We start from the raw sequence: 14,427 nt of genomic DNA, 5'->3' as shown, positions 1-14,427 counted from the left end.
CCATCTGAGGCTGACGGGGGTGGCAGCGTGTCGTTTTTCACCGCTCCCCCGCCTTCGCGATCTGCGCCGGCGCCCGACACCGCGCCGGTTGCGGGCCCCTGCCTTGCCTGCATCGGCGGGCCTGTGATTACGTGGTGCTCCAGATCGGCAACGCGCAAGGTCCTGCATGAGCGACACGGTGGATACCTTCTGCCCCTGGATCATCGGCCGTCCCTGCCTGCCGGTCGGCGAATGGGCGGACTGGTCACAGGTGCTGGTGGCAGTGGTGATCGGCTTTGCTGCCATCTATGTGCCCTGGCAGATGTCCCGCGCGCAGACCCAGCGCCGCATCACCACCTCGCTGACACTGTGCGGCATCACCCTCTTCCAGTTCCTGCAGGCGGCGAAGCTGGCCACGGATCGATCCGGCGACACACAGCTGTATCGCTACCACCGCACCTGCGGCATGGACATGCTCAACTCGCTGCGTCAGATTCCAACGCACGAGCTGATCGACTGGGATGTGATCCACGCACGTATCCATCTGGAGATGCGCTGCGTGCAGCTGATCGAGTACGCCGACAACTGGCATATCGAGCAGGAGGGCTTCGCGCGCCTGCCCGACAGTACGCTGGAGGAGCTGGCGCACCGCATCGGCCTGCTCCATGCAAGCCTGGATGAGGTGCGCGGCCTGCTGTTGCGCAGGCGGATGTTCTGGCCATGGCTCTCGCGCCGGGTCGTTGCCTTCGAGCGGCTGCCGACAGCGCCCGGGCCGGTCAGCCGGAGCGCATCAGCGATCCAATGAGGGTGGCCGATGCAAGGCCTCCCCAGGACAACAGCGCCACCGCGATCAACAGCACCTTTCGATACATCGCCTGCGCCTCGTTCCGGTAGGGCGCGTCGCGGCTGTACGGCCTCGCCAGACCGAACAGCTCGCCGGTGACCGTCAGCGCCCCCAACAGCAACAGGGCCAGCATGCAGAAGCCGAACACCGTGCCCACGTCGCCCACACGAGCGCCGTCGGTTGCGGCACCGGAATGACCGGCCAGGGCTTCGAAGAACGTCCCGACCCAGCCGGCCAGCAGCCCAGCCAGGATCGCGACGAGTGCCAGGTGGCTGAGAAGATGCACCCAGAAGCGGACCGGCAGTTTCATCGCGTGTTGTCCTTCATCCAGTCACCGGCTGCCTTGGTCATTGCCTCCACTCTCCGGGTTGCGCTGCCATCGGCCGCGAAGATGCCTATGGCGGCGCCGATCACCGTACACGGCTTGATGCCGATCGCGCCTGATACCACCGACATGGCCATGGTTGCCTTGAACGACGCCCCCTGGTCAGAGAAGGCGCTGGCCGCGTCCGCCACAACCCCCGCCGCCTTGGCCAGCGCAGGATTGCTCGCACCGGCACGCGTGGTATCGCTCTTGGCATCCTCGCACGCCTGCTTCTCCGCAGCCTCGGCTCTGGCCTTCTGCATCGCATCGAAATCCTGCTTGGCGGCCTTGATTCCGTCCACCGTCATGTAGCCTCCGGCGGCGCCTGAGATGCACAGCACAACAGATGCCACTGTAGGCTCAAGCCCCAGCGGATCGGTGCGTTGGATTGGGTTTGCGGCAGCATAGGCGTAGGTGTTGAGGCCGCCTGCCAGGCCGATCGGATCGCTCTGGACATAGCGTGCAATGGACGCATCGTAATCGCGGAACCCGTTGTACCAGAGTCCACTTTCGGCATCGTAGTACTGCCCCGGGAAGCCGATGTTGAGGCCTCCAATATCATCCTGCTGCACACTTCGACCGTAGGCATAGTTGTAGGCCTTCCAGACGGTCGCCTGCTGCGGGCTGCTGACGAAATCGGGACGGCCCAGGTGGTCGGTATGGACGAAGTTGAGCTGGCCATTGCGCGAAAGACCCACCAGCTCACCGTTGAACCACAGGTAGTTGGTCCAGGTGTTGTTGCTGAGCTCGGCCAGCATCTGGTTCTGGTCGCTGTAGAAGTATCGGCTGGTAGCGGTGGCATTGGCCTTGGCCACACGCTGCCCCTGCGCATTGATCAGGTAATCGGTGACCTGTCCCGCGATGTTGGCACGGCTCATCCGGTTGAACGCGTTGTACTCATACGTGCTGACCCGGCTTCCTGCCGTCTCGCTGATGCGATTGCCCAGCGCGTCATACTGGTACTGCCGTGTCCCATCCTGGTTGGCATAGCCCAGCACCCGGTTGCTTGCCGGGTCGATGGTGTACTGCGTCAACTGGTTCCCGGCCTGGTAGCGGTCATGGTTGCCACCGGCATCATAGGAAAGCTGGTTGTCGATTCCGAACCGCCTCAACTGGGTCAGCCTGCTGAGCGCGTCGTAACCGATCGTCTGGGTCAGGTCGGGCACTGCGGCATCGATGATTGCAGTCATCTCGCCGTCCGCGCTGTACTGATAATCCCAGTAGCTCAACCGGGCGCTGTTGGGGCCCCACACCGACATCGCGGTCAGTCGGCCATCGGCATCATGATTGTAACCGCGGGCCAGTCCATTGCCGTACGCCAGCCAGCCCGACGCGCCGGTCGCTTTCCAGCTGGCCTGGGCGATGACCGCACGCGAAACGCCGTCGATCGTTGCGGTCATCGACGCCAGTCGTCCGCCGGCGCCGTACGCGTAGTTGACGCGGTCAGCGTTGGGATAGGTGATCTGGTTCGGGCGCCCAATGCCGTCGTAGAGAAATTCCGTGCTGTGATCGGTCTGCTGGCCGGCAACAGTGATGAAGTCCCGCCGGATCCACAACTGCCCGCTCGGAACGTAGGCGAAGTGGGTCGCGGTGCCGGGGCCGGAGAGGCCGCACAGCATGCCCTTGCCCCACGCACACCAGTCGTAGCTGAAGTCCTGCCGCTGGCCATCACTCTGCATCGATGCCAGTCGACCCAGTCCGTCGTAACCCATCGCCACGGTGCTGCCGTCGCTGCGGGTGGTCGACACCCGCAGCCCGACCGCATCGTACTGATGTAACGTAATGCCCGTATCCGGGCTGGCCTGCTTCCACAAGTTACCCAGTCCGTCGTACTCGTAGGTCGTCACCAGCCCCCGCGGGTCGCTGACCCGCGCAACGCGGCCACCCGGATCGTAGGAGACGTGGGTGGTGCCATTGGCCGGGTCCACTGCCTGCACCATCTGCCCAAGCGCGTCGTAGCTGAGTTGCCTCACGCGGTTCTGCGAATCCGTGATCTGGACAAGGCGGCCTTCGGCGTCGTAGGCATACCGGATGTTCTGTCCATTATTGCCGCGCTCGCCAATGAGCCGTCCCAGTTCGTCGTAGTCGTAGTTGACGCTGAACGTCACAGCGTTCAATCCCATCAGGGTCAGAGTGATCACAGACATCAGCGGACTCCTTCCTTAGCGTCCAACCAAATGGGCGGCGTGACCCGCATCGGCTCTTGGCAGTTGGGACCATTTGGACCATTGGGGCAATGCCAGTCCCCGTTTTCCACCACGATGGTGACGTAGGGACGGGGGCCCCACGCTGTTCCGCTCGTAGCCATCTGCGCGACATAGGAATAGCCGCCGATGCCTACGCCGTCGTGATAGGGCGCGATATCGAAGCTGAAGGTGGCGATCCCCCCTGGCGGAACAGGTGCCGACAATCCATGTGATTGCGTCGGGAAATCATGGCCCCAGGCGAGATAGGTGTTGCCATCCCAGGTGACATTGCCAGTGTTGCGCACCTGCGCTGTGAGGGTCACCCGGTCGCCGTTGTAGATGTGATACGAACTGGAGTTGAAGGTGATGAATTCGGCACTGCGCACAATCGATGGAACCGTGAATGCGCCCGAGCGGTTGATGGTCAGGTTGGCCTGGCCGACCGGCGAGATGCCGTGGATGTAGATCGGTTTGCCGCCATGGTTCTGGCGCAGCGCAGCGTCCAGCGGCAGCTTGAACCAATAAGCCGTACCTCTCGCCTGGCAGGCGTTGGCAACGTTGCCATCAGTGGGAAGGTTGGCAGTGCCGGCGATCGCGAATGCGCCGCCGCCGGCGGAACCGCCGACGTAGGCATGCACATCGATGGAACTGTCCACACCCACCGAGCAGGCCCAGCCTTCTACCGCGTAGTTGCCGTTGCCGTCATGAGTGACGCCACCGATGTCTCCCACCACAGTCGCCTGCGGTACCGTGAACACGCCCGAATTGGCGAGCGCACGATTGTGGGCGCCGCCCTGTGGCGACAGGCCGTACAGGGTGATCTTGCGTCCGCCCAGCTGCTGTCGCTGGGCCAGCGACACCGGCAGCTGGAAGCGGTAAGCGCTGCCGCCCGCCTGGCAGGCAGAGGCGACACCCGGTTCACTGGCCAGGTTGGCCTGCGCAGCGGCCAGGAACTGACCTTCCGCGTAGCCATGGACCTCGATGGAGGCGTTGGATCCAGTACTGCAGGCCCAACCACGCAGGAACCAGTTCCAGTTGCCGTCGTGGGTCAGTTCGTCGATCACGCCGGTAACCGTGCTGCCCAGTGGGAAGTCGGTGTGTGCCACCTCCTTGCGTGTGATGTTCGAGGCGGCGTCATAGCTGTAGCGCGTCCATGCGTAGGTGCCGTCACCCAAGGGAACCACCTTCGCCAGGCGGCGCCGTGCTGCGTCGTACTCGTAGCGCTCGATCACTCCATCTGGCCGGGTGGCGCTGGCCAGATTGCCCGTCGCGTCATAGCCGAAGGTCGTCGTGGCCCAGCTGTCGCCGAAGCTGTCGCGCTGGCTGACCACGCGGCCACGCGCGTCGTAGCTGTACTCGCGAACCTGGCCATTGACCTGGATGATGCGGGCCGGTTGGCCCAACCCGTTGTAACCACTGAACGCAATGCTGTGTCCCAGCGCGTTGGTCACGCTGACCAGGTCGCCATTGGCGTCATAGACCGAGGTGGCGTCATCCTGCGCCAACGGGCCATCCACCTTCATGGAGGCCTTCAGCCCATTCGGGTGATACGTGTAGGTCAGCGTGGTCGTACGGCTCTGCCCCGGGGCACCATGACTGGAGAGGTTCTTCTCTGTCACCGATGCAACATTGCCGCGCGCGTCGTAGGTGTAGCTGGTCTCCTTGTCGTTGGCGACCGACACCTTGGTCCGGCGATTGCGTGCCGTGTCCCATTCAAAGGTCGTAGTCCGCTGCACGGCTGTACCTGCCGCATCAACACGCTTCAGCAGATAGCCCTGGGGGCTGTAGTCGAAGTCGGTCAGGTTGTCGGCGAAATCGTGGACCAGATCAGGATAACCATTGGCGTCGTAGCTGCTCTCCTTGTAGCTGGCTGCGCAGCGCGGCGAGGCGGCGCCGGTCACCGACACCGGGCGACCATCTTCGTAGGCGTGGGTTGTCCTGCGACCCAGTGGATTGGTTTCGATCGCTTTGATCTTGACAGGGCGCGCCTTGCCTTCAGGTGTCGAGGACAGCTGGATGCTGCCGATTCCCGTGCCGGCGCCCGTGCCTGCCATGGGAACACTGCCACCCGGCAAAGAGCGCGGCTGATAGCACATCATCCCGTTGCGCGTGTCCTCGCACCAGCCCCGCTCTGCTTCCACGAAGATGCCACCCGGCCGTGCCGGCGCGGGTGGCGGCAGCACCTGTTCCGTGCTTTCCACCACGTAGCTGATGGTGTGGCGTTCGACGCCACCGGCATGCTCGGAGAGAACCGCACGGCGATTCTCGTCGTAGGCAAAGGTGGAATAGCGCACACCATTGAAGGACTTTCCGGTGAAGCCGCCGGGATACCGCGCGTCCTCATAGTGATAGGTAATGGTGGTGGCTGGCGCGCCTGGCAGCGTGGTCGATGCCAGACGCCCCCGCCCAGTCCCGAACACGTTGGGTGTATAGGCGTACTGGAAGATGTTTCCGGCCGGATCGGTCACCTGCGTGACTTGGCTGCCGCTCCAGGTGAACTTCACCTGGCGGCCGGAAGAGTGCGTGACCGTCTGCAGGTACTTGTTGCTGTAGACGAAGTTCCAGGCGATCCCCTGCTCGTTGCGAAGCTGGGTGATGTAGCCCTCTGCGTTGTAGTTCTCCGCACCATTCTCATCGTTGTGAAGCGTGAAACTGCCGTCCGCATTCTTGACGATGTAGGCAATGGGCTGTGCCTTGTCCTCGTTCCAGTGGCCGCTGGCGGGATCGCGCTGGAACTTGATCCGGCGACCGTCCGGCCGTTGGTTCCAGAGAGTGTTCTGGCCATCAGAGAACGCCAGCGAGTAATCGAAGTTGCTCAGCCAGTGATTGCCGAAAAGGCCGGTCGCACTCCAGTGATGGTTGTAGCTGCGTCGCAGGAACAAGCCCATCTCACTGGCACTTGCGAAGTCCAGCTCGTGCTCGACCTTGTTGCCGGTGTACAGGACGATCGGATTGCCGGTCGTTCCATCGCACTGCTTCTCGCGGTCGTCGGTCTCCTGCTCCTTGGCGGTCTGGTTGGGGGCTGCACCGCCACCACCACCGCCGAGGAAGTCCCAGCGTCCGCCTCCTCCCCCCATGTCGAACAGATGCCACGGGATGATCTCGTTCTGTATGCGCTTGGCGCGCACTTGAACTGTGTCGATATCGGTGGGCTTTTCCGCCGCTTTCACCGAAGGCGCGATAGCCACGCCGGCGCAGAGGGAAACAAGGGGAAGAAACAACAGTACGTTGGAACGGGACCTGCCTGTCACGCGGAGCTTCATGCTCTCTCCAATTCCTGTATGCGGGCTGTTCAGCGGGGACTTTGGTACCTGAATGAGACGACCTTCCGCCCGGAGCCTAACAGCTGATTCAGGTAGATGGAAGTTTTGTGAAACGGCGGCCCATAGACGCGTGCAGCCTGGCGCCCGATACGACCGCCAAGCCCGTTGATCACACGGTGGGGACCGTACCCCCATCGATCCGATACTCCGTCCCTGCGATCGACGCGGAGCGCGGGGAAGCCAGGAATGCGATCAGGTCGGCCACCTCCTGTGGCTTGGCAGGTCGACCCACCGGAATCCCGCCCAGCCAATCCATCACGATCTTCCTGCCACCTTCGTAATCCGTTCCGGCCTCTGCGGCCATCCTCGCCGCGAACGCCACGGACGCCTCGGTCTCGATCCAGCCCGGCGCAACGCTCAGTACGCGCACTCCCTTGGGTGTCACCTCTCTGGCAAGCGACTTGCTGTACGTGGTGAGAGCGCCCTTTGCCGCAGCGTACGCAGTGGTGGACTCCGGCAGCGGCAGCACGCGCTGGATCGAGCTGACATGGATCACCACACCCGAACCCTGGTGCAGCATCGTGGGCAGCAGTGCACGGTCCAGGCGCACCGCGGACATGAGATTCAGGTTCAGCTCGGCGAACCAGTGCGCATCGCTAATGGCAGCGAAGCCACCACCGGGCGTGTTCGAGCCTCCGAGCACATTGATCACGATGTCCACACCTCCCCACTGCCGGAGGACGGCCTGCGCAAGGTGATCCGTGCCTTCCGCGGTCGACAGGTCGGCAGCGACGTAGGTGACGCCCTCGCGCGGCTGGGCGGGAACCGCACGCGCGGACGTCGTCACGCGCGCTCCGGCCTCCGCCAGGGTTTTCACAACGGCAGCCCCCAGTCCCAGCGTTCCTCCTGTGACCACTGCCCTCAGGTCCTTCAGTTGAAGGTCGAAGTTCATGCCGTGATCTCCAGCGATGCGATCCGGCCGCGCTCCAGTCGAAAGCGGTACGTCAGAACCGTCGGGCTGCCGGGAAAGTCACCGGTGACGTCGGCCTGCACCCTGTGGATGTCGTCCTGCCGCTCGATGGCAAACGGCACACTCGTCGCGTGGTACCGGGCCGTTGCCTCGGCCATGAACGCCTTGATGGCGTCGATGCCCACGTAGGTATGTCCGTCGTCCTTCATCACCGCGTGTGCCGTGAAGCACTGCGTCAAGGCGTCCGGGTTCTGCTCTGCCGCGAAGTACGCCGCAATGGGCTCGGGAAGGGTCAAGGCGCTCACGTTTCTGTCTCCTCGGGTGGATGGCCCGTAGGATGCGCACCCAGGCTAGTTTATTGAATATCCTAGAATCCGGATGGGCTCTTTAGAAACGAGTACATAATGCGCGGATCCGACTTTGCTGAACTCAGGGCCTTTGTTGCCGTCGTGGAGCGTCAGAGTTTTGCGCGAGCCGCAGAGCATCTTGGCCTGTCGCCTTCGGCGCTGAGCCAGACGATCCGCCAGCTCGAAGGTCGCATCGGCGCCCGCCTTCTGAATCGCACCACACGCAGCGTCGCACCCTCGGCAACGGGCGAACTGCTCTACAGGCGCATCGCCCCGCTGTTCCGGGAGATGGCTGCTGCAGTGGCGGATGCCGGTGAGGCGACGGGGCGGATGAGCGGCACGCTGCGCATCAACACGCTGGGCATCGCGGCAAGGACGGTCATCGCCCCACGGCTTGCGCGCTTCCATCGCGCGCATCCTGATGTCGTGCTCGACATCGTGGTCGACGATGCGCTGGCCGATATCGTCCGGGGCCGCTTTGATGCAGGCATCCGCGTCGGCGGCCAGCTCGAAAAGGACATGGTTGCCGTCCGCCTCACTCCCGACATGAAGATGATGGCGGTGGCATCGCCCGACTACCTCTCACGTCGAGGCACCCCCACCTCGCCGGCCGAGCTGCACGAGCACGCGTGCATCAACTGGCGACTCGAGATGGATGGCAGGCACTATCGCTGGGAGTTCGAGAAGCAGGGGCATCGGCTCGATGTAGCCGTCGATGGCCCTGTCATCACCAATCACGCTGACGTCGGCATTGCTGCTGCGCTGGGTGGGCTCGGCATTGCCTATCACTTCGAGCAGGACGGCGTAGGCGAACTCCTGGCCCAGGGGCGGCTGGTCCGGGTCCTGTCGGACTGGTCGATCTCGCGCCCCGGGCTGTTCCTCTACTACCCGAGCCGGCAGCATCGACCCGCCCTGCTGGGCGCCCTCATCGACTGTCTTCTGGATCAAGGGCCATTCGATGAAGGGAAGCAGACAGAGGTGCGGTTGCGCTGAGGATGGGGTGGGCCCACCCGCAAACGAACTGAAACGGTTCTGGATATCCGATCCACGTCGAGGCGACGGTCCGCTTCGCGCTGCAGGATCGGCCATGACGGGATCCGGCCGCCGCGCACGATGACGCACGCCCGGCGGCCTTCGCTTCAGGCCTTCGATGACGCCGGGGATTTCCGGCGACGCGCCTTGGGCACCATCTTCGTCGGTGGCGGGAGGCGTTCCACCTTGCCGGGGCGCACCGCATTTTCGTCGCCATGCAGCGTCAGCAGCGACTCCATGAGATGCTCGTCGCTGCTGGAGCAGACCCCAAGCAGCACCACCTCGTCACAGCCCTCGGCCGCGATGTAGGCGTGGCCCATGTTGGAATCGATGTAGACCGACTGCCCGGCCTCGAGCACGACCGGATCGTAGAATTCGGTATGCACTTCCATGCGGCCTTCGAGTACGTGGATGTACTCCTCGCCGGAGTGGTGTACCAGGGCACCGAATTCCTCGATGGTTTTCGCCCGCACACGGGTCAGTACCGGGATCATGCGCTTGCGGCGCAGCTCCGGGCAGAGATAGAAATAGTCATAGTTTGGCGTGGTGACCCGGATCGCGTCCTCAATGCGGCCGATGCTGCGGCGCGCGGTCACCGACGGCTCTACGGCATCGGCATCCTCGGCGAACAGCTCGGACATCCGCAATTGCAGCCGCTGCGCGAGCTGCAGGAGCTTGTCATAGCTGAGGGTCAGGCGATCGTGCTCGACCTTGGACAAGGTGGACAGCGGAATGCCGGAGTGTTCGCTCATCTGCTTGAGCGTCCAACCCTTGCGAGCGCGCAGCGACCGCAGCAGTCCGCCAATGGTGGGGTGTTGTGACGTCATTCTTGCGGTATCTCCTGGAACACCAGTACTTCTGCTGGAACCTCCCAGCCCGGGCCATGATCACCCTCGGGGATGTCCTTTGGAAAGAGCAGTTCCCTGCCCAGGCACCCTGGCCCGGGACTTTCGGCACGGGTTGACAATTCTCTGATTAGGATCATTATCGCCAAATCAGGATATATCCGCCACCGTGCGACGTGCCAGACGCACAGGAGGCCGTCCAGTCGCTTCAGTTCGGAGACCGTTCGATGCGTAAGATCCCTGTCCTCCTGTGCAGCGCGGTGCTGACCATGGTCGCTGCGCTGCCGCTGCAGGCCCAGCAGGCCATCGCTCCGCCCGTATCGGTGCCGCCGACAACGGCGCCCGTACCCACCGCGCGCTCCTTGCTGCCGGCCGCAGAGAACACGCCTTCCGCGCCGTCAGCAGGCGCGCCGGTACTGACCCGCGAAGACGCCGAGGCCTGGCTGGACGGCATCATGCCCTATGCACTGGCCAACGGCGACATCGCCGGCGCCGTCGTGGTGGTGGTGAAGGATGGGCGGATCCTGGTGCAGAAAGGCTACGGATACGCCGACCTGGAGAAGCGCGCACCGGTTGATCCGGAAAACACGCTGTTCCGCCCCGGCTCTGTCTCCAAGCTGTTCACCTGGACGGCGGTGATGCAACTGGTCAGCCAGGGCAAGCTGGACCTGGACGCCGACATCAACACCTATCTTGATTTCAAGATACCGCAGCGTGACGGCAAGCCCATCACGCTGCGGCACGTGATGACCCATACCACCGGAATGGAAGAGCAGATCCGCGGGCTGATCACCTCCCGCCTGGACGAGGTGGTACCGCTCGGTGATGCACTCAAGAACTGGACACCCGAGCGCATCTACGCACCGGGCACCACACCGGCCTATTCGAACTACGCCACGGCACTGGCCGGCTACATCGTCGAGCGCGCCTCGGGCCAGCCGTTCTACGACTACATCGACGCGCAGATCTTCAAACCGCTGGGCATGAAACACTCCAGTTTCCGCCAGCCATTGCCGGCAACGCTGCTGTCCGGCATGTCCAAGGGATATGAGCGCGCATCGTCCGGCGAGGCCAAGGAGTATGAATTCATCAGCCTGGCGCCCGCCGGCAGCCTGGCCGCCACGGGATCGGACATGGGCCGTTTCATGATCGCCCACCTGCAGGACGGTGCCTTTGGTGATGCGCGCATCCTCGATGCCGCCACTGCACAGCAGATGCACTCCACCGGTCAGGCGTCGATCGGACCGCTGAACCGAATGATGCTGGGTTTCTACGAGACCTCGGTCAATGGCCACCGTGCCATTTCGCATGGTGGCGATACCCAGTGGTTCCATAGCGACCTGCAGCTGTTCCTGGACGATGGCATCGGCCTGTTCGTGTCGATGAACAGCGCCGGGCGCGACGGGGCAACCGGGCACATCCGCACTGCGCTGTCGCGCGGCTTCGCCGACCGTTACCTGCCCGGCAAGCCGGCCGCACCACAGGGCGTGTCGAAGGAGGAGGCCCTCCTGCACGCTTCACAGATGGCAGGCACGTACGTAAGCAGCCGCCGTGCGGACAGCAGCTTCGTGTCGCTTTCCAATCTTCTGGGACCAGTCAAGGTCATCGCCAACGACGATGGATCCCTTACCGTGAGCGCGGCGATCGGCTACGGTGGCGCGCCGAAGAAGTGGCGCGAGATCGCACCATACGTCTGGCAGGACACCACCAGCACCGATCGCCTGGCGGCAGACGTGGTGGATGGAAAGGTCACGCGCTTCACCCTGGAACCGTACGCACCGATCATGGTTTTCCAGCGCCTGTCGAGCTGGCACGCCGCCTACCTGCCGCTGCTGATCGCCAGCCTGATCGTGGTGCTGCTGACCGTGGTCGCCTGGCCGGTGTCGGCACTGGTCCGTCGTTACTATGGCGTGCCCTACCGGCTGAGCGGCGTGGACGCACGCGCCCATCGCCTGGTGCGGATCGGTGCGCTGCTCTCGCTGCTGGCCACGAGCGCCGCGCTGGCGCTCGTGGCCAGCATGCTGAGCGCCCTGGAAATGACCTCGCCAAGAAGCGACGTCATGATCAACGCGATGCGCCTGTTCGCCACCGTTGCCCTGCCCGTCGGCGCAGCGTTCGCGGTCTGGAATGCCTGGCATGTCCTGCGCAGTCAGCGCAGATGGTTGGCCAAGCTGTGGGCCGTGCTGCTGGCACTGGCCTGCCTGTTCCTGCTGTGGCTCGGCTTCGCGCAGCATGTCATCGGATTCGGCGCGAACTACTGATGCCACCGGCCGGCGGGGCCTCCGCCGGCCGCCCCCCTCCTTCCTTCTGCACGAGGCAGTAGTGGCCCTTCGACTTGAGCTGCACAACGAACCGTTGCCGATGTCGGCACCGTTCCGCATCGCCGGACATGTCTTCGAGGCAATGCCCGCCACCGTGGCGACCCTGTACGACGCGGACTTCATCGGCCGCGGCGAGGCTGCCGGCGTCTACTACAACGACGACCAGCCGGACACGATGAAAGCCACGCTGGAAGCACTGCGTCCACGCATCGAAGCCGGCATCGACCGCGATGCGCTGCGCCAGCTGCTGCCCGCAGGTGGCGCGCGCAATGCATTGGATGCCGCGCTGTGGGAACTGGAGGCACAGCGCAGCGGGCTGCCGGTATGGCAGCTGGCCGGCCTGGATGGTGTGCGCCCGCTGTTGACGACCTTCACGGTGGGCGCTGATACACCGGAGGTCATGGCCGAGCGCGCAGCCGCCTATGCGCAGGCACGCGCGCTGAAACTCAAACTGACAGGCGACCCCGAACTGGACACAGCTCGCGTGCGCGCCGTACGCGCACGCTGTCCGACGCCGTGGATCGGGGTGGACGCCAACCAGGGCTACACCGCGGCCACGCTGCCGTTGCTGCTGCCGGCACTGGTCCAGGCGCACATCTCGCTGCTGGAACAGCCCTGTCGGCGCGGGCACGAATCCGACCTGGACGGCATCGAACGCCCACTGCCCTTCGCCGCCGATGAAAGCATCCTTGACCTGGCCGAACTGGAAGCGTTGCACCATCGTTTCAACGTCATCAACATCAAACTCGACAAATGTGGCGGGCTGACCGAAGGCCTGATGATGGCCCGTCGCGCGCGTGAGCTGGGCAAGCAGGTGATGGTCGGGAACATGTGCGGGACCAGCCTCGCGGCGGCACCGGCCTTCGTGCTCGGGCAGTTCTGCGACATCGTCGATCTGGACGGCCCCACCTTCCTGGTGAAGGATCGCACGCCTTCGGTACGTTACGTGGATGGTTTCATCGATTGCGGCGACGAGGTATGGGGGCCGCGGACCCACCCATGAGCATGCCGGCCGATCTCCATGGCAAGACCTGGTTCGGCCAGCCGCGCGGACTGACGATCCTGTTCCTGACCAACATGTGGGAGCTGTTCTCCTACTATGGCATGCGCACGATGCTGGTCTATTACATGACCAAGCAGCTGCTCTTCGCACAGGAAAAAGCATCCTTCGTCTACGGCCTGTACACGGCGATGGCGTACTTCACGCCGATCATCGGCGGGATCATCGCTGATCGTCATCTCGGCAAGCGCAACGCGGTCATCCTGGGCGGCAGCATCATGGCCTTCGGCCATTTCCTGATGGCGTTCGATTCAATGTTCTACCCCGCGCTGGCGACGATCGCGCTGGGTAATGGCCTGTTCCTGCCCAGTCTACCCAGCCAGATCAACGACCTGTACGCCAGCGACGATCCCCGCCGTGGGCGGGCCTACAACGTCTATTATGTCGGCCTCAACATCGGTGGCCTGCTGGCCCCGCTGGTGTGCGGCACCTTGGGCGAACTGTACGGTTGGCATTACGGCTTCGGCGCCGCCGGCATCGGCATGTTCATCGGGCTGCTGATCTACGTGGCCGGTCGCCGTTACCTGCCACCGGAGCCACCCCGCCGCACGCGGGTGATCACCGATGCCGGGCCCACCCGCAGCGACCCGCGGATCTGGTGGCTGCTGCTGGGCGTTGGACTGGCCGCGACGATTTTCCGTGGCGCCTACGAGCAGATCGGCAACACACTGCCGTTGTGGATCGACAGCCGCGTTGACCGTGTGGTCGGAGGCTTCCTGGTACCGATGACGTGGTTCCAGTCGCTCAATCCGCTGCTGGTGATCGCGATCACCCCCGTACTGCTGGCCCAGTGGCGACGTCGTGCAGACCAGGGCCGGGAATCCTCCCCGGCCCGTCGCATGGCCATCGGTGCCTTGATCGTTGCCGTCGCCTACGTGCTGCTTGCCGGGCTCGCTGCGGGTGCCGGCCAGATGCTGGTCAACGGACTCTGGCTGGTGGCCTTCTTCATGATCCTGACGCTGGGTGAGCTGTACATCCTGCCGACCGGGCTGGGGCTGTTCGCCCGGCTCGCGCCACCGCGCCTGGGTGCGACCACCGTTGCCTCTTGGTTCCTCGCCGTCTTCAGCGGCAGCCTGCTGGCGGGACTGGTGGGCACGCTGTGGTCGAGGACCAGTCACGCCGGTTTCTTCCTGCTGCTTGCCGGCCTGGCCGCGGTTGCCGCGCTGATCCTGTGGCGGCTGGATCGGCCGATACGTTCGTTGTCATCCTGATGGAG

11 protein-coding genes are annotated in these 14,427 nt (G+C 64.1%); 5 read left to right on the top strand and 6 right to left on the bottom strand.

Annotation, left to right across the window (positions count from 1 at the left end):
* Positions 1 to 166 precede the first annotated feature (166 nt).
* Positions 167 to 784, top strand: coding sequence for a hypothetical protein (locus N5J29_RS00695; protein WP_111186239.1), 618 nt, complete (start codon positions 167 to 169; stop codon positions 782 to 784).
* On the opposite strand, the gene N5J29_RS00690 is transcribed toward N5J29_RS00695, so the two are convergent.
* The 5 genes from N5J29_RS00690 to N5J29_RS00670 all read right to left on the bottom strand — a co-directional run bounded on the left by N5J29_RS00690 (position 756) and on the right by N5J29_RS00670 (position 7,911).
* Entirely contained in the window at positions 756 to 1,133 is a 378-nt protein-coding gene (locus N5J29_RS00690) for a hypothetical protein (RefSeq protein WP_164151281.1), read from the bottom strand. The two genes, N5J29_RS00695 and N5J29_RS00690, sit on opposite strands and share 29 nt — an antisense overlap.
* Entirely contained in the window at positions 1,130 to 3,334 is a 2,205-nt protein-coding gene (locus tag N5J29_RS00685; RefSeq protein WP_164151283.1) for an RHS repeat protein, read from the bottom strand. Before N5J29_RS00685 ends, N5J29_RS00690 begins: the two co-directional genes overlap by 4 nt.
* A complete protein-coding gene (locus N5J29_RS00680) occupies positions 3,334 to 6,561 on the bottom strand; it encodes a DUF6531 domain-containing protein (RefSeq protein WP_279924074.1) in 3,228 nt (1,075 codons plus the stop codon). Before N5J29_RS00680 ends, N5J29_RS00685 begins: the two co-directional genes overlap by 1 nt.
* 244 nt (positions 6,562 to 6,805) lie before the next feature.
* Positions 6,806 to 7,588 carry an SDR family oxidoreductase gene (locus N5J29_RS00675; protein WP_164151285.1) on the bottom strand — a complete coding sequence of 261 codons (783 nt, stop codon included), beginning with the start codon at positions 7,586 to 7,588 and terminating at the stop codon, positions 6,806 to 6,808.
* Entirely contained in the window at positions 7,585 to 7,911 is a 327-nt protein-coding gene (locus N5J29_RS00670; protein ID WP_065174462.1) for a nuclear transport factor 2 family protein, read from the bottom strand. Before N5J29_RS00670 ends, N5J29_RS00675 begins: the two co-directional genes overlap by 4 nt.
* Before the next feature lie 99 nt (positions 7,912 to 8,010).
* On the opposite strand from N5J29_RS00670, the gene N5J29_RS00665 reads away from it, so the two are divergent.
* Positions 8,011 to 8,946 carry a LysR family transcriptional regulator gene (locus tag N5J29_RS00665; protein ID WP_164151287.1) on the top strand — a complete coding sequence of 312 codons (936 nt, stop codon included), beginning with the start codon at positions 8,011 to 8,013 and terminating at the stop codon, positions 8,944 to 8,946.
* A 146-nt stretch (positions 8,947 to 9,092) separates the two neighbouring features.
* On the opposite strand, the gene N5J29_RS00660 is transcribed toward N5J29_RS00665, so the two are convergent.
* The gene (locus N5J29_RS00660; protein WP_164151289.1) at positions 9,093 to 9,812 is read right to left on the bottom strand and encodes an XRE family transcriptional regulator; all 720 of its coding nucleotides are present in this window, start codon (positions 9,810 to 9,812) and stop codon (positions 9,093 to 9,095) included.
* A gap of 245 nt (positions 9,813 to 10,057) precedes the next feature.
* On the opposite strand from N5J29_RS00660, the gene N5J29_RS00655 reads away from it, so the two are divergent.
* From N5J29_RS00655 to N5J29_RS00645, 3 genes are all read left to right on the top strand, one after another.
* Positions 10,058 to 12,091: a serine hydrolase domain-containing protein gene (locus N5J29_RS00655; RefSeq protein ID WP_164151291.1), complete on the top strand. Its 2,034-nt coding sequence runs from the start codon at positions 10,058 to 10,060 to the stop codon at positions 12,089 to 12,091.
* Positions 12,092 to 12,152: 61 nt separating this feature from the next.
* On the top strand, positions 12,153 to 13,154 hold the full coding sequence (locus N5J29_RS00650; protein ID WP_239519772.1) for a dipeptide epimerase: 1,002 nt from the start codon (positions 12,153 to 12,155) through the stop codon (positions 13,152 to 13,154).
* A complete protein-coding gene (locus tag N5J29_RS00645) occupies positions 13,151 to 14,422 on the top strand; it encodes a peptide MFS transporter (RefSeq protein WP_227255308.1) in 1,272 nt (423 codons plus the stop codon). Before N5J29_RS00650 ends, N5J29_RS00645 begins: the two co-directional genes overlap by 4 nt.
* Positions 14,423 to 14,427 lie beyond the last annotated feature (5 nt).

Source organism: Stenotrophomonas sp. GD03680 (genome assembly GCF_029844625.1).
Classification (GTDB): domain Bacteria; phylum Pseudomonadota; class Gammaproteobacteria; order Xanthomonadales; family Xanthomonadaceae; genus Stenotrophomonas; species Stenotrophomonas maltophilia_P.
Note: the sequence above shows the minus strand (reverse complement) of the source record. Positions and strands in the feature narration are given on the sequence as shown.

Bases quoted from the DNA above. Each gene is read 5' to 3' on its own strand.
- N5J29_RS00695 (WP_111186239.1), top strand. From the start codon at position 167: ATGAGCGACACGGTGGATACCTTCTGCCCCTGGATCATCGGCCGTCCC.
- N5J29_RS00690 (WP_164151281.1), bottom strand. From the start codon at position 1,133: ATGAAACTGCCGGTCCGCTTCTGGGTGCATCTTCTCAGCCACCTGGCA.
- N5J29_RS00685 (WP_164151283.1), bottom strand. From the start codon at position 3,334: ATGTCTGTGATCACTCTGACCCTGATGGGATTGAACGCTGTGACGTTC.
- N5J29_RS00675 (WP_164151285.1), bottom strand. From the start codon at position 7,588: ATGAACTTCGACCTTCAACTGAAGGACCTGAGGGCAGTGGTCACAGGA.
- N5J29_RS00665 (WP_164151287.1), top strand. From the start codon at position 8,011: ATGCGCGGATCCGACTTTGCTGAACTCAGGGCCTTTGTTGCCGTCGTG.
- N5J29_RS00660 (WP_164151289.1), bottom strand. From the start codon at position 9,812: ATGACGTCACAACACCCCACCATTGGCGGACTGCTGCGGTCGCTGCGC.
- N5J29_RS00655 (WP_164151291.1), top strand. From the start codon at position 10,058: ATGCGTAAGATCCCTGTCCTCCTGTGCAGCGCGGTGCTGACCATGGTC.
- N5J29_RS00645 (WP_227255308.1), top strand. From the start codon at position 13,151: ATGAGCATGCCGGCCGATCTCCATGGCAAGACCTGGTTCGGCCAGCCG.